The sequence below is a fragment of the Maribellus mangrovi genome, from assembly GCF_037646455.1.
Taxonomy (GTDB): Bacteria; Bacteroidota; Bacteroidia; order Bacteroidales; family Prolixibacteraceae; genus Draconibacterium; species Draconibacterium mangrovi_A.
The window spans coordinates 1,528,940-1,551,843 of the sequence record NZ_JBBIXN010000001.1 but is presented as its reverse complement, the minus strand read 5'-3'; the positions used below and the strand labels follow the sequence as shown (position 1 = coordinate 1,551,843).

The window sequence follows — 22,904 nt, the reverse complement described above, 5'->3', positions numbered from 1 at the left end:
CTGTCACTTAATTTTGATCTTATCAAATACATGCGAATAATTCCTGGTCTTCAAAAGAAGACATAAAGGTCTGAATATAAGATGAAGACAAGGATATTTATTTAACCGTAAAGGTTTTTATAAGGTGATCTTAAATCAACCACTTCTTGTGAGTTAATTCATTGATAATCCGTCAGTTCATTGTAAGAAAAATGATGCTGGCACGGTATTTTCATAGTATTTGGTACGAATTATTTTTGAATTTAGAACATAGAAAAGGAGAAGAAAATTATTATGAGATTTATTAGAAACAAAAATTTATTTAAATCATTTTTAATCACTTGTGCCCTTGTATTATCGGGAGCAGTATTTACTGTAAGTGCCCAGGACGAGACGTACATAAAAACGGGTAACGATATCGATAATATGATGGAACAGCATATGGATTACTATGAACAAATAAACGACATCATAGAGACATATCCTGCCTTTACCTACAATTATGGTATTAAGGATGGAAAAGTCACCGATGTTATTGTGAATGGTATTGATAACGAAATTGACCGAAAGCGACTTGAAGTTGTGTTGTTTGATTTGAACAGTAAACATAATATGCTAGATGCCAAATCCGATCGTATCGGAGTATTTTACTCGGTCGATGATTATCCTGAATATGCTGAAGGTGAACAAGCACTTGAGCAAGAGATATTAAGTCACCTTGAGTATCCGGAAGATGCTAAAAACTGGGGCGTTGAAGGAACGATTTATGTAAAAATTATTGTAAATGACGAAGGTAAAATTCCATTTGTAACCACTTCAACCAACATTGAAACTTCTGTTGACAGGTATTTGGATGACCTGAGGGAACAAGCCGTTTCGGCTGTGAAAGAAACTTCGGGCAACTGGGAACCTGCCGAAGTTGAAGGTGTTGAAGTAGCCTCACTGGCCGTTATTCCGGTTACTTTTGAACTTGAGACATACCCATATATCAACTAATGTGATAAATAGGATAAAATGATAATGAAACACCTGCTAAATATTTAGCAGGTGTTTTTTATGTTATTTGGTGATGGTGTTGCACATGGCTGACAGCCCGATGTAATTATTTTATAATGTTTATATCGTACTGCTTAATTTTATTGTACAGGGTTTTGCGATCGATATTTAAAAGTTTTGCTGCCTTCGATTTGTTGTAATTCGCTTCAATCAAGGCGTTAGAGATTACTTCTTTCTCCGTTCTCACTGTAGCTGCTTTCAGTTCAGTAGGATTTTCCTCTTCAAAGGCGTCATTACTTTCGTGGTCGATCGTGTTTGAGCGAACTATTTCCGGAAGACTTTCCCGTTCAATAAATTCAGATTTGCTTAATAACACCGCCCGGTTGATCACGTTCTGTAATTCGCGAATATTACCGGGCCAGCTGTATTTATTAATAAGTGTTTTTGCCCTTTCATCGAATCCTTTTACTTTTTTGTTGAAAGCCAGGTTGGCCCTTCGGATAAAAAAGTCGGCAAATTCCAACAGGTCTTCACCGCGCTCGCGAAGTGGTGGAAGGATGATCTTAAATCCGTTAAGCCGGTGATAAAGATCTTCGCGAAACTCATTTGCTTCCACTTGCTTAATCAAAGCTTCGTTTGATGCAGTTATGATGCGAACATCCACTTTTATCTTTTTATTATCGCCCACTTTCTGAATGTATCGCTCCTGTATGGCCCGTAACAGTTTCACCTGGTTGCTGTGCGAGAGGTTACCTACCTCGTCGAGAAAGAGTGTACCGCCGTTGGCCTGTACAAAATATCCGTCTTTGTCTTTTATCGCACCGGTAAAAGCCCCTTTTATATGGCCAAACAGTTCGCTGTTGGCCAGGTCTTTTGGTATGGCTCCGCAATCGACGGCTACAAAAGGTTTTTTGGCACGTTCGCTTGCAAAATGCAGTGCTTTGGCAATGTATTCCTTGCCGGTACCGGTTTCTCCTTCAATAAGAACAGTAACATTTGTGGGAGCCACTACGCTTACATAATTCATAACCTCTTCAATCGCCTCACATTTCCCGGTAACAAAATTTTTACGAAACGACTCTACATCTTCAGTACCACTTCTTGGAGTAAGCGCCCGTTTAATCGCTCCAACCAGTTCTTCCATGTGTACCGGTTTGGCAATGTAATCGGATGCACCCGATTTGATCATTTTTACTGCCTGCCGCACTTCGGCATATGCCGTAATGATTATGACGGGCATAAGTGGTTTTATCGATTTTATTTTTTGCAGAAATTCCAGCCCGTTGGTTCCTGGAATACGATATGTGGTAACGATAAGATCGAAACGTTCTGTTTCGATCAATTTGAGTCCTGATTTACCGGAGTTGGTTCCCTGCGCATCAAAATCAAAACTTTTCAGTTTTTCAACAATCTTTTCGCAGGTAAATGTATCAGGGTCTATCACAAGTATTTTTTTCATATACGGCCTTGGTTATTTTTTTAAAAGCAGCTTTAATAAAGCTTTTGCTGTCGTTCTATAAATTTACTACTATTTATATAAACAACAGCTCTTGTTTTAGTTCATTTATTTTATGTTGGAGAATAACTTCGGTCCGACAACAAATAAGTATATGATATCTAATAAAATGATATCCTGGTTATTAGAGATTTTGTTAACCACAATTGCGACTTTAATCCAATCAAACTTCGGATAAAGTGTTAGGACTGAATTTCCTATAGTAAATTGGCTTTTTAACGGAATAAAGAATTATATGCTTTCATCATTTTCATTCTACTCAAAACATGGGGTATTTAAATAAAACAAAGGCACATCGATTATGCCGTAATCGCTAATACTTGTGATAACATTCTAAAAACGAACTGTTTTTGATAAAAAAGTCTTAGGTAAATCTTCTGATCTTAATATACAGTCAACTCATCCTTCCCGGGCAATTCAGGAAATGTCGAATGCGGCTCAGCCTGGTACCAGAACACAACCGATGAAAGGTCTTCTCCCTGTAAAGGCAAGTACCTGCCATCTTCGCGCCAGCCCAGTGCCTGTATCGTGACTTTAAGGTTCTTTTCAAAACGGATCGGATCGGTAACATGCCATCGATAGAGCCCAAAACGCATTTGCGAATTCCACAGCTTGTCGGGAGTCAATGCATAAAAACCGGTGTAGGGTGTCGAAAAGTCCGTGTATTCATTGTCTTCCACAAAGCAGTACGCGCCACAAAAATAATCTTCGGTACCGGTGCCACAGATGGTTGGGAATTGCTCATCGTCGTCGATAAAGAATTTAATCTCGCCTTCACCCCACCAGCCGCTGTTGTTGGTGCCCCAATTCAGGTATGCTCCGACATACTGACCACGACCGTTAATGTTATCGATCATCACAAAATCTTCTTTGTAGGGGTGAGGATTGCTCCTGCGGAACTGAGAGTGAAAATAAGCTGCATCATCTTCTACATCCGTCAGGCAGTAGTCTATTTGAAAGAACAAGGTTACATCTTTTGGGCTTAGGTTCTCAACCGTTACTTTATAGCCTTTTCTGAAGGGCATTGTCCAATAAGAGTTAAAGCCGTTGTGCGGATTTACACAAACTGCCAGCGATGAGATCTGTTTCGATTTTCCCCAGCCTGAACAGAAGAAATCGCCCAGTGGAACTTCCACTGAAGGCTCATCTTCACCGTCCCAATACATACGAAGGATAAGGTTGCGCCAGTTTCCGGTTGGTGTCATCCAAATGTGCTGAATGGCTCCCTGACCTTGCACATCGGCAAGGGTAAAAGTCGATTCAGCTTTAATGCTTATTGCCGGACTTACTTTCCAGCCTTGCCCCAGATCGCGTGCCGCAGACTGATGTGTTCCTTCGGTGGCCATCCCGCCTTTTCCTTTTTCACCCGTAAAATTCTCGGCACTTATCGAGCGCGTTTTAGCTTTCGACATGCGATAAAGATTATTCATATTATTGCCGATACCGTCGTGCGATTGAGCCTGAGTTAACAGGGAAAAGCAAGCCAGAAGAATAACTGCAAAGACAGCGGTAAGATTTTTTTTCATCGTATTAGGTTTTATCGTTTATTGAATTATATCTTTTACACAGCGGAAACCGACCGTGGCATTTCGTTCAAAACCTTGTGAAACCCGCAATAACTTTTGCCGGTAAGTTAATAGTTGCGGTCCTCCCTGGACATACCACCAGCTGTCTTTGGCTTTAAAATAACTTCCGCCTTTCAGCATAATAAAAGTGTAGCTGCCGTTATCATAAACATCGTTGGTGAGTTGCCAAACCGATCCAACAAGATCCTGCAATCCCCAAGGATTGACTCCTTTCGGGTACTGGCCAACAGCTTCGTATTTTCCATTTCCCGGATTGCAGAATATGCTGTCCAATCCCTGCAGGTTTTCCACCGTGAGCGTGTTGGTTACAAATACCGATTCTTTCTGAATGGCGGTATCCTGTCCCCATGGCCATTCGCGGTCGGGATCAGCAGCCTGTGCAGCATACTGCCATTCCGTTTCTGTAGGTAGACGTTTTCCTGCCCAACGGGTGTAGGCCTGTGCATCTTCGTAGCTTATATAAATCACTGGTTTGTTTTCATCACCTTCCTTTATGTTTCCGTTTTTCCAGTGTTTCAGGAAATTCTCTGTATCGGCTGGTTTATAATTTGTTTCATCTAAAAAGGTTTTGAACTGAACGTTAGTCACCGGATAGATGTCCATCAAAAATGCATTTACCTGAAACGAATCATGATGCAATTTTTCAGGATATGGTATAAATGAATCACCGAGTTTTTCTTTCACGATGAAATTACCGGCCGGTATTTTTACCATGCCTTGAGGAATTGATCCCGTCTTTTCGGTTGGTTGAACAGCGCTGATCATTCGTGCAGAGGCTGCTGGAAACTCGATCACATTTTCATCGATCAGTTGGTCGTCATTGTCGAATAGCTGAATTACAAATTTCCCTTCCGAACGGCCAAATTCGTTTAATAAGCGAATGGTTTGTTGTTGTGTTGAATATTCTTTGAAAGTTCCCTGATATGAAGGTATGCCAGCCCAAATGCGAATAAATTTACCGGAGCCGGCACTAAAACGGAGTTCATCGGCAGGCAGGTTGAATGAAGTTTCCAGTTGCTTTTTAAAGCGGGCGACAACACCTACGGTTCCCTCATTGTTGGTTCCCAGCCATTTCTTTGAAAAGGCATCGAGGTCGGCTTTGATATAGTTTTTGCCCTCTACTTCCGTCAGAACGGCCTCTTGATGGTTCCAGAGATCTACAAAGTGAAAATCATCTTCCTGATTGACTTCAAAAAGCGGTTCGAAAACTCCTTCCGGTCGCAGATTATAAATTGTATAAATGGTTTTATCGTTGTGTGGCCATTTATTCACATAAACATTATCGGCTAAAGTTGACACCAATGGTGTGTAGTCAAATTCAGTAAAATTGAAAGCATTTTCTCTTTGGATCATCAGGATTCGGGCAAGGTATTCCCATTGTTCCTCCAACCAGTATGGACGACCCGGAGAATAAAGGTTGTTTTCGGTTCCGTATCCGTTAAACAGCGAAAGATTGTATTCCCGTTTTATGCGTTCTTTCCCAACTTCCACCACGCGAAATATGGCAAAATCGGGTTTGATCAGTTTATTCAGGTTGAGCATCGGGCAGTAATAAAGCGCATTATGTACACGCCCGCTGACTATGCCCTGCATATCTTTCGGAACGGCCATGCCTTCGCTATACATCACTACACCTTTTTTCCCCTTGTCGGCAGCATTTCGCAGTTGTTCGCTCGAGGCTCCTGAGCAATCCAGTACAACACCATCGGCATCAATTTCCTTTACCATCTGACTCATGCCTTCGTAAGGATCTTCATTTCGTGTTGAAGTATCCCACGGATTAAACGCGATGAAAAAATGTGAGTTGTTTTGGTGAGTTAGTGTGGCCAGACTCTTGAGTTTTTCGATTCCTCCTGGCATGGTGCGAAAAAGGTCCCACTGATTTCGCTGATCAAGACCCAGAGTTGGCCAGGTGGGCCACAGTCCAAAAATTTCAGCACCACCCAGTATTGTGTTATTCATCTCGATAAAATCAGGTAGCGTGTATTTTTCGGCTTCGGAATCGTAAAAATTATGATCCCAGGCCATCATCGCCTGATTGAGGTACGAATGTCTTATCCAGGCCAGGTCATTGCGTTCAAAAAGTGTGTTGTTAAAAGTTCCCGGTTCAACATCGTAAAGCATTCTGTCCTGAAACATCAGCCGAAGACCTTCCTGCCAGTCTCCTTCATACAGATCGGCATAAAAACTATAATCGACGCTGCCGTTCGGAAACAGAACGGTTTCAAACCTTCGCCTGCTGCCTTTCTCAATGCTTTCCCGGTCTCTTCGTGATAGGGCACATATTTTTCTGCCATCCTCCAGTACTCTTTCATTGTAGCCCAGTTCCCATGCATTGTCGGGGATGATCACATTTACCGGTTCATAGCCGGGTCGGAACAAATATGTTCGCGAAAGTCCGTGGTCGCCCTTTCCTGTAATGAACACCGACTTTTCATTCGGCCCAAACGGCAGAACATTGGTCAGCCACAGAGTGTCCTTACTGGTGTTTTGAAAAGTGATCGTTCCTATTACCCCGTACTCGTAATCAAGAAAATCTATTTGTGCAGCTACAGGAGAATCATCGGTTTGATTGTCTGCAAAATACAGATGTTTTTGGTCGAGTTGCCCCGGAAAACAGACTTCGTATGAAAAAATTGAGGTAGCTTCCTTTAAATAGATCGTGTTTCCATTCGAATCCGTAACTTGAATTAGTTGTTCGTTTTTATCGGTTTCAAAATTCAGTTTTTGCAGTTGCTGAGCATGTGTGAAATAGGGACTAAAAAGAATGAAAAATACAATTAGTGCAGAAATGAATTTGCTCACCTTGTTTAGTTTAAGTCAGTTTATATCAAAATCCGGAAAGAATCAGTTTTCACGATTCTTTATACTGTTAGCTGATAATATTTCTTAAAGCTAATTCTTCCTCTTTGTATTTTAAAATTATTTGACGGAATTATTGTTTCGAATGATCTTTTCTTCGGCTTGTTTTCTCAGTTTGCTAAAATCATGTTTTACAATCTTCTGACGAAAGTTTTGGGGAATGGCCAAGTTCCACTAAATTTATTGGATTCGAAGTCGTTCAAACAAAATCAACAGCCTGATAACCGTTATGAAATCAAAAATCTGTTTGCTACTTGCATTTATTATTTCCGGACTTGCTTCACCGGCCAAAGATTATAAAGCATCATTTTTTGGCATTGAATCCAACGGGACAACGCTGAATACGCGATCCATTCAAAAGGCCATTGACTACATTCACGATAACGGTGGGGGCCGGCTTGTCTTTTATGTCGGCAGGTACCTTACCGGAACCATTTATCTGAAATCGGATGTTACAATCCAACTGGAAGAAGGGGCCATTCTTGTCGGATCAACCAATCCATTTGATTACGATCGGCATGGCTACTGGACTTCACTGATCTTTGCTTTTGATGAACAAAATATTGGAATTACCGGAAAAGGAGTTATCGACGGGCAAGGATACAAAGTGGCCAACAAGATTCTGTCGATGGTACACCGCGGTGTTATCAAAGATCCCAACGATTTATTGTATGATCGTCCGAGAGAAGGAATACGCCCGCAGAACATCTATTTCAAAGGTTGCCGGAATGTGACGATCAGTGGGATTTTATTAAAAGATCCGGCCAGTTGGAACCAGCAGTACGATCAGTGTAAAAACGTTTTGATTGAAAACATTACAGTCGACAGCAAATCGTACTGGAACAACGACGGTGTTGATATCGTGGATTGCGACAGTGTTATTGTCCGAAATTCTTATTTCGATGCTGCCGATGACGGTATCTGCCTGAAGTCGCACAGTGCCGATCATGTTTGCCAAAATGTTTTTATTCACAATAATACTGTCAGGACTAGTGCCAACGGGATTAAGTTTGGCACCGCATCGAATGGCGGATTTAAAAATATCCGCATCATTAACAACACCGTTTTCGACACCTATCGTTCGGCAATTACTTTTGCAGCTGTCGACGGTGGTTTTGTTGAAAATATTGAAGTTGACAGTCTGAAATCGCTGCATACCGGAAATGTGATCTTTCTGCGCATTGGCGAACGAAAACCGGGGAAAAAGGGAAGGATGGAGAACATTAGTATTAAAAATGTATACGCCGAAGTTCCGGCCACCAAACCCGATGCAGGTTACAATTACGAAGGGCCGGTTGAAGACCTTCCCAGAAATATATCGCCGGCTGCGATCGTTGGAATGCCTGATGACGCGATCAAAAATGTACGACTGGAAAACATAGAAATTCATTATCCGGGCGGAGGAAATCCTTTGTATGCGAAAGTGGGCCTGGATGAACTGGATCAGGTTCCTGAACTGCCCGAAAAATATCCGGAGTTTTCGATGTTTAAAGAGTTACCGGCCTGGGGATTTTATATCCGACATGCAGAAGATATTAAATTCAAAAACGTTAAACTGATCTGCGAAAAAGAAGATTACAGAACTGCGATTGTGCTGGATGATGTGCAGGGTGCATTTTTTAAATCGCTGGATGTTGAGGAGCCGGGTACTGGAAAGCAAAAAGTCTTTTCATACAAATCGGGAAATGTTGTATTGGATGAGTAAGGATACTTAGTTACGGAATGGGCAATATGCTGTTAATCAGTTGAAATATTCCTGTTTTCAGACGGTATGTTATCTAAAAAGCAACATCGATAATAATTACTTGTTTTTATCTAATGCTGATTTTTCAATCCAGTGAGCCTGGTTCATTAAAGGATGGCGTAGTTCGATAGCTCCTTCTGCCGGGCATACCACCACGCAATTGCCACAGTACCAGCACTCGCCGGGATACAATACAAATGGTGCTTTTTTATCCTTTTCCATGCTGGGGATAAAAACGTCCACCTGGCAAATTTCAACGCATTTGTTACAGCCAATGCATTTTTCTTCATTAAAAATTATGGGCTTCGATGAAGGCATCCCGGGCAATATATTCAACTTATTATCGGCCATAACTTTATGATTTAATGTATTCTGAGTTTAATTTTTCGTAGTTCGCTTTTAAATCGCCGTAAAAATCAACAGGCAGTTCGCGGGTAACAATTTTGTTATCCTGCTGTTTCAAAACAATAAGTTTCCTGTCGGTTTCGGTTTCATTCTGATCACTGTCTCCGCGTTGAAAGCAGAACGGTTTAGAATTGGTTTTCCGGGCCAGGGAAGCCTGTAAAATTAAGCGGGCATTGGTTAAAATATCAAACACCTCAAGCAGCCGAACCAACTCATGCGGATTATAGGCAAAGGTTTGAGGTACTACTTTCTCTTCATATTCCTGGAGTCTTAACAAACCTGTTTTCAGTAAGTCGTCGTATTTTACTTCGCCGCAGTAATTCTGCATGGTTTTGGCAATTCCTTCATTCAGTTCTTTCCAGCCAATGGCAGTTTCAGGATCGTTGTGGATAGGAGCATACACCCGCTTTTTTTCGCCCTCAATCTGATTGCTATCAATTTCAACAAAAACATTATCCGAGGCAAAATCAGCTGCATGGCGGCCGGCATAAGAACCGGTGGCTGCAGCATGTCCGTAACAATTTGAAGCATAAAGTGCATCGCCGGCAACATACAAACCTTTGAGATTAGTCGATAGTTTCCAGTCGTTTAAAAATCCACCGGGCAAACCGAATAATTGCCTTTCCTGGGACAGAAAACTGGCAGAGGTCCAGCCAGTGCCGTAGCATTGCAGCACATGTTTTTCCGGATCGAACCCTGCTTTTTTATAGTTTTCGTAGATCGGGACTTTTGTCTTTCCTTCTTCGCCAACCATCATTCCCCAGATTACTTTTCGTTCCATTTCAGGCAGGTTCGACAAGTCGGCATAAAATGGTAGTTTATAACCTTCTTTTAAGAGCTGTGAAAAGGGGATGGTTTCCGGTCCGTCGATTTCATATTTCGGATAGTCGACCGAACCGCCTTTCAGGAAAAACTGCTGATTTTTTGCCGGAAGAAAACGTTCATCCACTGTTTTCAGCACTTCGCCATCGCGGTTGACATAGGGCACTTCTTTTCCGGTTGAATCGATCAGTGAAGCCCCATACCAGGTGTTGTGGTTATTACCTGCCCCGTACGGCGGATAACTCCGGCCAGCTGCAGAAAACTCGGCACCCACCGATTTTTCCATCATGGTAAATTCGGCTCCGGCGCGCCAACCCATGGCATGTCCGTCGCCAATACATTGTGTAGGGCGGAACTCGCATAAACCCGTATGCGCCGATGAAAAAAGCCAGATTCGTGCCGGCCGCGACATGCACATGATGCTTGCCTTTCCCTGAAAAATGTAAAACTTTCCGGTGCGCGTATGAATGCCTGTTGCGCCAATACACCGGCCTCCCTGTTTTCCGTTTTCTGTAAGTAAAGAAGTAACCATAACCCGGTCGATGATCTTCACACCAAGTTTTTTCAATTCGCGGTACATGGCAGGTTTAAAAGTAGTTCCCCAAACGCGCAGGGTAATTTTACTGCGGTAATCGTAGGCAAACATCAGCTTGGTTTCCTCGTCGCGAAAAGCAGCTCCCTTAAATTCATCATGGGTATCGCGGATTTTGCCCCCCATCTTTTCGATGTCGAGCAAGCGGTCGTAACCTTCCCTGCATTCGATATAATGCGAAATTCCGTTGTTGTAGCCTTCGTTGTCGTCGAGCATGGCCTGTGTAAGTTGCTCGGGTGTTACCTTTGAACATGGATTTGTAGCCGCAGATTCCCAATGGTCGCAACCCGATCCGCCGGCTCCGCTCATTTTTGTGGCCCCTTTTTCAACCAGCACCACTTTTTGTCCTTTTCGGGCAGCAGCAATGGCAGCCATGCAACCGGCAATTCCTCCGCCAAGAACCAGTACGTCAGCCCTTACAGTTTCTTCCTGATCGTATGCCAGAGGATATGGCCAAGTGAAATTTTGCATCGTTAATTATGTTTATCGGTTTTGCTCACTAAAATTAAAACAATTAGTGACGCTGAATATGCGAAAAATAATCCAAGGTCGGCATTCACCCAGTTCTGAAACGGCCCCGGAATTCCTGCAAGGAAGGAACCAACTCCGATAATGCCGCCGGTAAACATTGCAGCCACAGCACCTTTCCTTGTTGCGCCCTTCCAAAGAACTCCCGCAAGCAAAGGAATGAGGAGGCTGCCCATGTACGGATAGTTAAAAATGATAATGGCATCGAGAATATCGGTCACTTTAAACGAAAGTAGAACCCCGACAATTACACTTAATCCCACAGCCGCGCGTGAAATAATTTTTGATTTTGGCAGGTCGTCGAGGTTTTTATCGGGATGAAGAAAACGGTTGTACAAATCGCGCGAGAAAGTTGCGCCCATCGCCACCAGTAATCCCGAAGCACTCGACATGGCAGCACCCAGCATCGCGGCAATTACAACTCCTGCAAAAACCGGATTTAGTGATTTTATTACCATGACGGAGAAAACGCCTTCACCTGCCTCGGGTGCAAGGTAATGCCCGATTGCTCCTACTGACGAAGCCAAAGTTCCGATAATAATTACCACAATCCCGGCAATTATGCACCCCCATTTTGCGGTATGCGCGTCTTTTGCCGACTGGTAACGGATATACGCATCGTATGAAACAGAAATGGCGATTAAAAAAGGGACGACGAGATAAATAAATTTCTTTAATAATCCGGCAGGAATAAAAGGAGTTCCGTAAACAGTTTCAATGGAGATGCCCTGATTTTTTAACAGCAACGCTGAAGCAACAGCTAATACTGGAATACTGACAATGATCACAAAAGTATGAATGGAATCGGTGATGGCAACGCCCCACATTCCACCCAGGGTGCTGTAGATAAGAATTACTGCAGCGCAAATGATCACCCCGGTGTAAAAAGGTATTCCGAAACCTGAGAGGATACTTCCGCATGCCAGTAACTGCGCAATAAAAATTCCGAGCAGGCTTGGAACATTGCTTGCCCATGCCCAAATTCGAACCCATCGGTTAGGGCCATACCTCAGTTCATAAAAATCGAGGGGAACATAGCTGTCTTTTTTGCGGAGTTTGGCTGCAATAAACAGTCCGGCAATGATCAAACCACCACCACAACCCAGGGCGTACCACATACCCGGCCAGATTCCCATCGACTCACCGTTGGCTGAACCACCGAGAATAACGCCCGCTCCAATCTGAACTGCCGATAAAGTAGCTACCGTGAACAGAAGGTTGAGTTTCCGTCCGGCCACCAGAAAATCTGAGGCTTTTTTATTTTTTACGGAAGAATAGATTCCGACAGCTATCAGCACAAGGAAATAAATGCAGCAGATTATAATTACGGTTGTTGATTTATCCATGAGTGATAACTCTATTCAGAATCAGATGGATTTTATTGCTGAATTGTTAATGGTTGTACCCGACAGTTTTATCTGATAAGGCCACTGTTCCTCGGGTGATTTTTCTGCATCGCGTCTCCTGCGGAAAACAATCGGCCAGTGTTCGGTTGGTGCACCACTTACAACGAGCCACAGATATTCGGTATTTTCAGGTACTTTAAAAGAAGCCGTTCCTTCGGCATTATGGTAAACATCGCCATAAACGCGGCTGCCATCGTTTAAAGAAGCCAGAAATCCATACCTCCATCCGGCATTATCGGTTTTTACGGCACTGTAACCGTCTGATCCTGCAATTCCTTTAAAATTTAAAACAAGCTCAGTTCCCGGGGCAGGCACATTTAATCTTATACCGTTGTAGCCATAATTCTGCGGGCACTTTGTCGAATCAATCTGATACCAACCATCATTGGCAGCAACCATGGTTGTGGTGTGTTGGTTCGCGTATTGATGTGCTTCCTTTTCAACACGTTTTAAATCCCAGGTGATGAACCTCCGTGCCGCATCGAATATTTCATCGTTAAACTGTTCCTGACTTAGTGAATTAAGTCGTTTGTAGGTTGCAACCGGGTCTTCACCTTCCTGAGTAGAGCGGCTCAATTCTCCAAAGAATGTCTTCCCGTGTTTTTCCGACCAGTATTCCAGCACATAGGGTGAATGGTACATGTTTACAGGATGTAAAAACGCATAATGTGTCTGTTTCAAATAGTCAACGAGGTGGTAATTTTCGAAGGTCATCCACTCGGGATAAACCTGCCAAAGCATGTATTGTGCCGACATTTCCATAATGGGTCCCCTTGGGCCGACTCCACAATCGTTACGGCTCACGTACTGAAAACTGTGGGCCATCTCATGGGCCAGCGCACCGTAAGGTTGCTTATTAATCCTGACTGCCGGAGTCCACAGAATGCCAACTTTTTCTTCTGCGCCGCCACCAAATGCTGTGGCATTGTCGCCGCCAAAAACAAATATAAGCATCTTAAAACTGTCGATTAATGAGTTCCCTTTCTGCACCAGTTTTAATTCATCAACATAGTAATCATAAAAACGTTCGCATTCGATTAAAGCTGTTTCAGGGTCGAAACGCCGTGTTGTATCAGGATTAGCCATGGGATCATCGCCATATTCTTTGTGCCAGAATAAAGCCATATTATCCGATTGAATCATCCTCTGAAAACAAAACTCGCTTTCCGGATTATTGTAATCGTTGCTATCGGGTACCATTGACACCTCAGCAGGGAGGTACAGTTCCTTTTCTTTCAGATCTGCATTCTTTTTGCTAGTGCAGGACAAAAATAAAACAGAAATCAATAATACCGAGAATACAATCTTGTACTGTTTTTTCATAAAGACTTTTGGTTTTAGTATTTGTTTAAGCTACAGAATTTTTGGCTCATACAAATATGCCTGAAAAAAATGAAGAAGGAAATTAAATTTCGAGTAATATAGTTATGCCAACTAAATTATTGTATTTCCAAACTGTGTTCAATGGTTTGAATTTGTTGATGAGGTTTAGGCAGAATAGCGGTAGTAATAAAACTAAAATAATCAACAAATATCGGCTTGTTCTTCAAGTACACTTGAATTTTTCACTAATTAGATATTTCAGCGTTCGTATTTTGCCACACGGCACACTTTTTCGAACGACTTTTTGCTGTTTGTCACATTTTTTCGAAGGACTTTTGGTGCTGGTGAAAATAAAAAACCTGATACTCTTATCGAATATCAGGCTTTTGTTGTACCCGGGGCGGGAATCGAACCCGCACTCTGTTGCCAGAACTGGATTTTGAATCCAGCGCGTCTACCAATTCCGCCACCCGGGCAAAAACTAAAGGTTTTACGCGTCTACTCCCGAGTACTCGGGACCACCTCGCGCTTTTCCCTTTGCGAAAAATTGGTGTGCAAAACTAATTATTTAGCCCGAATCAGCAAAATATTATATCGAAATTTGTTTTTTACTGTCGATGTGTTTTACCACTTTACCATAAATAATAAGAGAAATGGCTGATACGGAGGCAATTCCTACAAAGTAGAACCAGATATAATGTGCATTTACCGAAGCAGCTTCCCATTCCGCACGCGTGTCGAACAAAATCGGATCGGGACAATATTTGGTAAGCAGCCAACCCGATAAGCCAAATCCAAGGATAGAGGAAAGAAAAGAGTGCAAATGGCTAAATCCGAGGTACAAGCCTTCTTCGCCTTGTGGTGCCTGTAATGAAAAGTACTCTAGGTAACGCGGAGAAATAAATGTTTCGGCCAATCCCTGGAAAACGATACCCACAATCATCATAAACGCTACAGGATGCAGTCCTAAAATAGGTTCGTTGCCCATTAAATGCCCCGAAGCCATACATAATGCTGAAACGGGCATAATAAACATACCAACGGTCATGGATAACAGCGATGTTTTATTGCGCATAAGTCTTGTTACAAAACCAACAGTAAGAAAAACCACCAGCGGATTTACATTGGCAAACCACGAAATGGCACTACCTTCGCCCGCAAGCCGCAAAACATATTTTGGCATAGTGGCGTACAATTGGTGCTGAACCATCCAAAAGCCGGTAATGATGATGATAAGAATAATTAAACGCGCATTGGATAAAACCTTGATGAGTGCATCAAATATCTGCGAGAAACTTTTTGATTCTTCCTGTGAACGACTTGCTTTATAAAATAAGGCCACTAAAATAACGGCCAAAAATGTAATTCCTGCGGCAAAATAGTTAAGCGTTACAAGCCCCTCGTTGCCCATCGCATCACGAAGCGGCTTTACTATTGTTTTCCCTGAGAAAGCACCAATGTTTACCATCATATAGAAAATGGAATAACCCTGGGCACGTGTTGCTTTTGTGGTTTCGCGGGCCACGGTCCCGGTAATACACGACTTGATAAACGATCCGCCAATCATAATCACAATCATAATCGGAACGATGATCCACTTCAGGTTGCTTTCGCGAAGCCCGCTAAACTGGGTTGTTTTGGTGTATTCCACCAGGCCTGACGATTCAAGCATCGTAGGCAACACACCCATCGACAGGTAGCCAATTGAAAGCAAAGAAAAAGCAATTAGCAAGGATTTTTTAAACCCAATTTTATCGGCAACTGCTCCGGCAAATGTTGGCAGAAAATATAGCCCTGCAGAAAACGATCCAGCCAGGATTGCTGCCTGAAAATCGTTAAATCCTAAAATACGCGACAAATACAGGGTGATTACAATAAATACTCCGTAATAAGCAGCGCGTTCCAACAATTCCACAGCATTGGCTACCCAAAATGCCTTTGGAAATTTTATTTTTTCTTTCTTGCTCATGGTTGATGAATGATATTAAAGAGCGCAAAAATAGCATCTTATGCATTTCCACAAAATGACTTTACAACACCAAACTTTTACATCGAAATTCTTTTTCCTAAATTAGTCATCGAGGAATGAACCGGTAGGAATGAACCAATTATCCGAAAAAGAACTTTTCAACCAATTTAAGAATGGAGACAATAATGCTTTTGAGCAACTGTTTCGTTATTACTACGAACCGCTTTGTATTTATGCCTCAAGGATACTTCAGGATAATGTGACTGCAGAAGAAGTGGTTCAGGACTTTTTTGTGAAATTTTGGGAACGACGTAATTCGCTTGTTGTAGAATCGTCGTTAAAAAACTACTTGTTTCGTTCGGTAAAAAACCGTTGTTTGAATCGTATCGAACATGAAAAAATAAAGATGCAGCATGCAAAGTATGTTATTGCCGAAGCCGAAACTCACGATTACAACGATCAGTTTTTGGAGGTCGATTTGAAAAAGGACATTGAAGAAAGCATTGCTTCTTTGCCCGAAAAACGCCGCGAGATTTTTCGACTGAGCCGCGAAGAAGGATTAAAATACCGCGAAATTGCAGAAAAATTAAATCTTTCGATAAAAACCGTTGAGGCTCAAATGGGGCTGGCAATCAAAACATTACGAGATAAATTAAAAAAATATAATTCCTTTCTTTTCTTTTTATTCTGCTTTCGTGTAAAAAAGCATTAGGGGTAAATTTTTTGTGCATTGTCATATTAACAGATGGGTAAAATGGAGAACATAGAGAATTCGAAGTGGGAATTGGTGGCCAAATCGCTGGCCGGCGAAACCAATGACCTCGAAAACAGCGATCTTAAAGTCTGGTTGGCTGAATCGGATGAAAATCAAAAAGCATTTGAGGAAAGCAAAAATACGCTGAATAAAACAGATGCTTATTACCGTTCGAAACAATTCAGTACCAATAAGGCCTGGGAAAAAGTACATGCACAAACAGCCCCGTCGCAAGACAAAATCGTTCAGTTTAAAAAGAAAAGAAAGGAGGCAATTTCACAGTTTTACAAATATGCTGCGATTATTGTTCTGGCAATTTTACTGGGGTCTGTTGGTTATTATATCGGTTTTATCAACCGGGGAACGGCAATTTACAGCGAGATTATTTCAGCAGAAAAGCAGGTGGTGCAGGAATATGTTCTGCCCGATGGTTCGGTGGTTGCACTTAACAGCAACTCAAAGCTTACATTTCCTAAAAAATTCAGGGGCGATGTACGCGAAGTGAGCATCGAGGGAGAAGCATTTTTTGATGTAGTACCCAATGCTGAAAAGCCATTTGTAATTAATGCCGGCGATGCACAGGTAAAAGTTTTAGGTACCTCTTTTAGCGTAAGTGCATATCCCGAAAACGAAACCGTTGAAGTAATTGTGAAAACCGGAAAAGTGCAGGTTGTCAGCAAAATCACGAATGAGAAAGCAAACAACAGGGAGGTATTTTTAACTCCCGGGGAAAAAGGAACATTGTTTACTGCAAATCAAATCCTTGAGAAGTCGGTGAACACGGATCCGAATTTCCTATCGTGGAAGACCCATGACCTCGTTTTTGACAAAGTCCCGCTTGGGGACGTGGTCCGGTGCCTCGAGAAAACGTATCACATCGAGATCCAATTGTCAGAACCAGAGCTAAGTGATCTACTTTACGATGGTCATTTCGACCAGAAACCCGCAGCCTTTGTATTGGATGTTATACGGCTTACATTCGATCTTGATCTGACGGGCGATAATGAACATTTTGTATTGGCGAGCCGTAAAAAACAGACAGTAAAACAATAAAGTTATGAAGACAACATGGATTAAAATAAAAAGCCTTGCCTGGCTCATGATTCTGGTACTTTTTCTTATCCCGGGAATGACCAGGGCACAGGACGAGAAGAGCCAGTCGCTCGATCAGAATATCAGTATTTATGCTGAAGATGAACCACTTTCGAGTGTTATTGAAAAGATTTGTAAATACCTCGATATCAATTACGAATACAATTCGCAGGAGCTTGCTGAAAAGAAAATCAGTTTGAATGTTTCGAACAAGCCCATTAAATATGTGCTTGATAAACTGATGAAAGATTTCTACCTGCTTTTCGAGATTGAAGATAACCTGCTTGTGGTGCGTGATTATGTGCCGCTCGATAAAAGTATGGAGCTCGACAGGAACACACAACAATTCTACTCGAACAACCGTGGTTTTATGTTCGACGATCCGCGCGATAAGCGACTCACCATCAAATTTAAGTCGGCGAGTAATCTGATCATTATCCCGGTGAACATTAATGATTCCGATACTTTGAATTTTATTCTTGATACCGGAGTGAGGTTCCCGATCATTACCGAGCTGCCTTTTGTTAACAAGCTGAATTTGAATTACATGATGCCCATAAAAGTAAAAGGGCTCGACGAGGGAGAAGGACTTACTGCCTACCGGTCGGGAAATAATATCTTGCATATTGATGGCATTACAGCCCGTAACCAGGAAGTGCAGATGATCATTGATGAAGATTTTCAAATCTCGCACATGCTTGGTATTCCGGTTCACGGCCTCATCGGGTTTAATCTTTTCAAGGATTACGTGGTTGAAATTGATTACGGCAGCGAAAAACTGACATTGTACAAACCTGAATATTACAAGTACCGCGATCGTAAAAACGACATTATAATGCCGCTGCATTTCGATGGCACAAAACCTTTTGTTCGCACATCAATTGTTACCGATTCGTTGCAGGAAGTACATGTAAAACTATTGGTTGATACCGGTGCCAGCGATCCGTTGTGGTTGTCTGAGAATTCGGATGAAAACATAAAAATTCCTGAAAAGCATGTTGAGACATTTCTGGGAAGAGGACTTAGCGGCGATTTGTACGGTGCCAAAGCACGAATTGATGCCATTTATGTAGGACCACTGTTGCTTACCCGGCCCATCGTGTCGTTTCCCGAATCGGAGTTGATCGACAGCCTGATTCGGTCGCACGACCGTAACGGTACAATCGGGGCAGAAATTTTACGCAGGTTTCATGTTACAGTCGATTACAGAAACAGCCGTTTGACTTTAAGGCCTACCCACCGTATAAAAGAAGATTTTAATTACAACATGAGTGGAATGGAAGTGATAAATCCGGTCCCAGGCCTGCCGGTGTTTACTATTACTGATATTACAAAAGATTCGCCCGCTTATTATGCCGGACTTCAGAAAGACGATCAGATACTATCAATCAACTGGAACAGCCATAAAAGTCTGGAATTGAATGATATCAACTTACTGCTTCAAAGCAAAGAAAACAAGAAAATCAGATTAAAAGTGTTGCGCGACGGCGAAGAAATAAAAACATCATTCGAGCTGAAAAAGATGTTTTAATGCATCGATATAAATTGTTCATATCAGTAACCATCCTGTTGTTATCTTTCATTGCGAAAGGCCAGCAACAGGATGGTTCTGTTTTTGAACGACGTGTAACCATCAAACAACACGACCAGGTATTGGAGTATATCCTGGAACAGATCAGCTGGCAGGCCGAAGTGTATTTTTCCTACGATGCCAAAGCGGTAAATACCGCCCGGAAAGTGTCAGTTGATGTGGTTAATAAGTCGCTTTACCACGTGCTTAACGAGCTTTTCGATGCGAAGGATTATATGCTTCGTGAGCGCGAAAATCAGATCATTATTCTGAAAAAACAGGATCGGAATGTTGTGCCTGTTGTTGTGAATGATACCGTTCCGGTAAAATATTTTTTCCTGAAAGGGAAGCTAATCGAAGGCCGGCGAGAACGACCAGTTCCCTACGCATCGGTGTCGTTATTTAATAAGCCCGTTGGCACCATATCGAATACCGATGGCGAATTTTTGCTTAAACTACATCCCGACAATATCCGCGACACAGTGGTGATTTCCTGCATGGGTTATGCACAAATTCTTGTTCCGGCTTATAAATTACTTGACGAGGATATTTTCGTTCTCGAACCCATCTCCATCCGCATAAAAGAAGTTCGCGTTACATCTATCACTCCCGATGATTTGCTAAAGAAGGTACGCCAAAACTTTGAAACAAATTACAGTGCCCAAAGCAAGTTAATGAAAGCATTTTACCGGGAGACTGTTCAGCAGGATGGTGCGTATATCAGTGTATCAGAGGCTGTGATTGACGTACTGAAATCGCCTTACTCCAATACCCTTCGCAACGATTTAGTGCGTCTGGTAAAAGGAAGGAAAAGCCCCGATGTACAACCTTTTCGCTGGTTGAATTTTAAAATGCAGGGCGGGCCTTTCACCATCGTAAAACTCGATGTGGTGAAAACCAATGAAAGCTTTATAAAAGAAAGTTTTCAAAACCAATACAAATACAGTATTGTAAGAGTTATCTGGTACAATGAGGAGCCTGTTTATGTGGTGCATTTCGAACCCATTTCTTCGCAGGTGTTTCCCGGTTTTATTGGTGAAATGTATGTGCATCGCGAAACTTTTGCCATTGTGCATGCCAATTTCCGTTTTAACCGGAGCAGCCTGAATGAAGCCACCAGCATCATGATTAAGAAAAAACCACGAGGCGTAAAAGCCCGGCCCACTTATGTTGAGTACACCGTAAATTATCAGCAATACCAGGGAAAGTGGCATTTGTCGACGGCCCAGGCAGCGGTAAGTTTTAAAGTAAGGAGCAAACGCGATAAACTGAATTCCGATTTCTACAGCGTTTCCGATCTGCTGATCACCGATATTCAACCAACAGCACTTAAACGCTTCCCCAACGAAGAACGCTTTAATCAGAATGATGTTTTTGTAGAACGAATTGGCAACTTCGACGAAAAGTTCTGGGAAAACTACAACATTATTAAACCTGATGAAGACCTGAGTAAAGCCTTCAAAAAATAATATCCTGAGTTTATTGGATTTATTTAAAATCAGGATGCCCTGAAAATTGCTTCTCAGAAAAAGAGTTGCTAATTTTAGCTTCTATTCTAAATCAACTAAAAATTCTAATATGAACAGGAAACTTCGAATGGGCATGGTAGGTGGTGGAACCGATGCATTTATTGGTGCTATACATCGACTGGCTGCCTTAATGGATAATCAGATTGAACTTGTTTGTGGATGTTTCAGCGTAAATCCTAAAATTTCAAAAGAATCAGGAAAACTTTATTTCCTTCCTGAGGAGCGGGTTTATGCTACGTACCAGGAAATGTTTGAAAAAGAGGCACAGCTTCCGGAAGGTGAGCGGATGGATTTTGTTTCCATTGTTACGCCAAACTTTGTACACTTCGATCCGGCGGTTATGGCTCTGGATCATGGATTTAATGTGGTCCTTGACAAACCCATCACTTTCACGCTTGATGAAGCGCTGAAGTTGAAAGAGAAGATCGACGAAACAGGATTAACATTTGCTCTGACGCATACCTATTCGGGATACCCGGCTGTAAAACAAGCGAAGCAAATGATCGCCGAAGGCCGTTTTGGAAAAATCAGAAAAATATTTGTGGAATATCCGCAGGGTTGGCTTTCTTCCAAACTCGAAGATACGGGGAATCCACAGGCGAGTTGGCGAACCGATCCCAAAAAATCGGGGAAAGCCGGATGCATGGGCGACATTGGTACACATGCGCATCATTTGACAGAATACATGACCGGATTAAAAGTAACAGAGATCTGTGCCACTCTGAATATTTTCGTACCAAATCGCTTACTTGACGATGATGGTGCTGCATTTATGCGTTTTGATAATGGTGCACAGGGTGTACTTATGGCTACTCAAATTGCGGCAGGAGAAGAAAATGCCATTCGTATTCGTGTTTACGGTGATAAAGGTGGCCTCGGCTGGGAACAGATGGAGCCTAATTCTTTAAAAATCAAATGGACCGACAAGCCCATGCAAGTTATGCGTGTGGGCACAAGTATGGACACAGCTATTGCGGCACACAATACACGCACTCCGGGTGGTCATCCCGAAGGTTATCTGGAAGCCTTTGCCAATATTTACCGGAATTTTTCACTTACCGTTCGGGCTAAAGCAAACGGCGAAGTACCTACTGATGAAATGCTCGATTTTCCCGGAGTAGAAGACGGAATACGCGGGATGCAGTTTATTGATACCGTTGTTAGTGCCGGATATAACGATGAGGTTAAATGGGTGAAATTCGGTGAAATTATCTAAACCAATAAAATTACTACTATGGCAAGACCAGTAACACTTTTTACCGGGCAGTGGGCCGATTTGCCGATCGAAACCATGTGCCAAAAAGCCAAAGAATTTGGTTACGAAGGGTTGGAACTCTGCACCTGGGGCGATCATATGGAAGTGACAAAAGCCGATCAGGACTATTGCGACAACCGAAAAGCTTTGCTAGATAAATACGGATTACAACTGCACACCATTTCCACACATTTAGACGGACAATGTGTTTGCGATCCCATCGATAAACGGCATAAAAGCATTGCCAGCCCACATGTTTGGGGCGACGGCGATCCTGAAGGTGTACGACTGCGCGCTGCCGAAGAAATGGTAAAAACGGCTGAAGTGGCCAAGCGACTGGGAGTAAATACCGTGGCCGGATTTACCGGAAGTCCGATCTGGCACCTCTTGTATTCATTCCCGCCGATAAGTGCCGAAATGATTGAAGAAGGCTATGCTGAATTTGCCCGTAGTTGGAAGCCAATTCTCGATGAATATCAGAGCCTGGGAATAAAGTTTGCCCTGGAGGCGCATCCAACTGAAATCGCTTTTGATATTCATACTGCGCACCTGGCTTTAAAAGCACTCGATCATCATCCGGCTTTTGGATTTAATTACGATCCCAGTCACTTTGGTTACCAGCATGTTGATTATGTGCGATTTATATACGAGTTTGCCGACCGGATTTTTCATGTGCACATGAAAGATGCTTACTGGAGTGATGTCCCGACCAGTGTTGGGGTATTTGGTGGTCATATGGAATTTGGTGATAACCGCCGATATTGGAATTTCAGAAGCCTTGGGCGCGGAAACATTAATTTTGAAAATATCATCCGTGCACTGAACGACATTGGTTACGGAGGTCCGCTTTCGGTGGAATGGGAAGACAGTGGAATGGATCGTGAACATGGAGCTACAGAAGCTTGTGCCTTTGTAAAAAAAGTCGATTTCGCACCTTCTGATTTTGCGTTCGACGATGCGATGCAGAAAGAGTAAA

Annotated in this window: 16 protein-coding genes and 1 tRNA gene; 8 read left to right on the top strand and 9 right to left on the bottom strand. The window is 42.5% G+C overall.

The window, feature by feature from the left end; translation table 11 throughout:
- Window positions 1-273 precede the first annotated feature (273 nt).
- Window positions 274-975: an energy transducer TonB gene (locus WFY05_RS05905; RefSeq protein ID WP_340111813.1), complete on the top strand. Its 702-nt coding sequence runs from the start codon at window positions 274-276 to the stop codon at window positions 973-975.
- A gap of 106 nt (window positions 976-1,081) precedes the next feature.
- Here WFY05_RS05905 and WFY05_RS05900 read toward each other — a convergent pair whose 3' ends face one another.
- From WFY05_RS05900 to WFY05_RS05890, 3 genes are all read right to left on the bottom strand, one after another.
- The gene (locus WFY05_RS05900; RefSeq protein WP_340111812.1) at window positions 1,082-2,434 is read right to left on the bottom strand and encodes a sigma-54-dependent transcriptional regulator; all 1,353 of its coding nucleotides are present in this window, start codon (window positions 2,432-2,434) and stop codon (window positions 1,082-1,084) included.
- Between the two features lie 440 nt (window positions 2,435-2,874).
- Window positions 2,875-4,017 carry a glycoside hydrolase family 172 protein gene (locus tag WFY05_RS05895; protein ID WP_340111811.1) on the bottom strand — a complete coding sequence of 381 codons (1,143 nt, stop codon included), beginning with the start codon at window positions 4,015-4,017 and terminating at the stop codon, window positions 2,875-2,877.
- Window positions 4,018-4,035: 18 nt separating this feature from the next.
- Complete coding sequence (locus WFY05_RS05890; protein WP_340111810.1) at window positions 4,036-6,882, bottom strand: formylglycine-generating enzyme family protein; 2,847 nt, start codon at window positions 6,880-6,882, stop codon at window positions 4,036-4,038.
- A 286-nt stretch (window positions 6,883-7,168) separates the two neighbouring features.
- Between WFY05_RS05890 and WFY05_RS05885 the strand changes: the two genes are divergently transcribed.
- A complete protein-coding gene (locus tag WFY05_RS05885) occupies window positions 7,169-8,644 on the top strand; it encodes a glycoside hydrolase family 28 protein (protein WP_340111809.1) in 1,476 nt (491 codons plus the stop codon).
- A gap of 96 nt (window positions 8,645-8,740) precedes the next feature.
- On the opposite strand, the gene WFY05_RS05880 is transcribed toward WFY05_RS05885, so the two are convergent.
- The 6 genes from WFY05_RS05880 to WFY05_RS05855 form a co-directional block, all read right to left on the bottom strand.
- Window positions 8,741-9,034, bottom strand: coding sequence for a 4Fe-4S dicluster domain-containing protein (locus tag WFY05_RS05880; protein ID WP_340111808.1), 294 nt, complete (start codon window positions 9,032-9,034; stop codon window positions 8,741-8,743).
- A gap of 4 nt (window positions 9,035-9,038) precedes the next feature.
- A complete protein-coding gene (locus WFY05_RS05875; protein ID WP_340111807.1) occupies window positions 9,039-10,973 on the bottom strand; it encodes an FAD-dependent oxidoreductase in 1,935 nt (644 codons plus the stop codon).
- Window positions 10,974-10,975: 2 nt separating this feature from the next.
- Entirely contained in the window at window positions 10,976-12,376 is a 1,401-nt protein-coding gene (locus tag WFY05_RS05870) for a sodium:solute symporter family protein (protein WP_340111806.1), read from the bottom strand.
- Window positions 12,377-12,397: 21 nt separating this feature from the next.
- Window positions 12,398-13,759, bottom strand: a complete 1,362-nt coding sequence (locus WFY05_RS05865) for a DUF6055 domain-containing protein (protein WP_340111805.1) — start codon at window positions 13,757-13,759, stop codon at window positions 12,398-12,400.
- A 392-nt stretch (window positions 13,760-14,151) separates the two neighbouring features.
- A tRNA-Leu gene (locus WFY05_RS05860) sits at window positions 14,152-14,235 on the bottom strand.
- Window positions 14,236-14,348: 113 nt separating this feature from the next.
- Window positions 14,349-15,728 (bottom strand): MFS transporter, encoded by a 1,380-nt coding sequence (locus WFY05_RS05855; protein ID WP_340111804.1) that lies wholly within the window; start codon window positions 15,726-15,728, stop codon window positions 14,349-14,351.
- A 130-nt stretch (window positions 15,729-15,858) separates the two neighbouring features.
- Between WFY05_RS05855 and WFY05_RS05850 the strand changes: the two genes are divergently transcribed.
- From WFY05_RS05850 to WFY05_RS05825, 6 genes are all read left to right on the top strand, one after another.
- The gene (locus WFY05_RS05850; protein WP_340111803.1) at window positions 15,859-16,440 is read left to right on the top strand and encodes an RNA polymerase sigma-70 factor; all 582 of its coding nucleotides are present in this window, start codon (window positions 15,859-15,861) and stop codon (window positions 16,438-16,440) included.
- Window positions 16,441-16,482: 42 nt separating this feature from the next.
- Entirely contained in the window at window positions 16,483-17,535 is a 1,053-nt protein-coding gene (locus WFY05_RS05845) for a FecR family protein (protein WP_340111802.1), read from the top strand.
- Window positions 17,536-17,539: 4 nt separating this feature from the next.
- Complete coding sequence (locus WFY05_RS05840; RefSeq protein WP_340111801.1) at window positions 17,540-19,105, top strand: PDZ domain-containing protein; 1,566 nt, start codon at window positions 17,540-17,542, stop codon at window positions 19,103-19,105.
- Window positions 19,105-20,613 (top strand): STN and carboxypeptidase regulatory-like domain-containing protein, encoded by a 1,509-nt coding sequence (locus WFY05_RS05835; protein WP_340111800.1) that lies wholly within the window; start codon window positions 19,105-19,107, stop codon window positions 20,611-20,613. Before WFY05_RS05840 ends, WFY05_RS05835 begins: the two co-directional genes overlap by 1 nt.
- A 109-nt stretch (window positions 20,614-20,722) precedes the next feature.
- Window positions 20,723-21,889 (top strand): Gfo/Idh/MocA family protein, encoded by a 1,167-nt coding sequence (locus WFY05_RS05830; RefSeq protein WP_340111799.1) that lies wholly within the window; start codon window positions 20,723-20,725, stop codon window positions 21,887-21,889.
- 18 nt (window positions 21,890-21,907) lie between these two features.
- Window positions 21,908-22,903 (top strand): sugar phosphate isomerase/epimerase family protein, encoded by a 996-nt coding sequence (locus WFY05_RS05825; RefSeq protein WP_340111798.1) that lies wholly within the window; start codon window positions 21,908-21,910, stop codon window positions 22,901-22,903.
- The last annotated feature ends 1 nt before the right edge of the window (window position 22,904 follow it).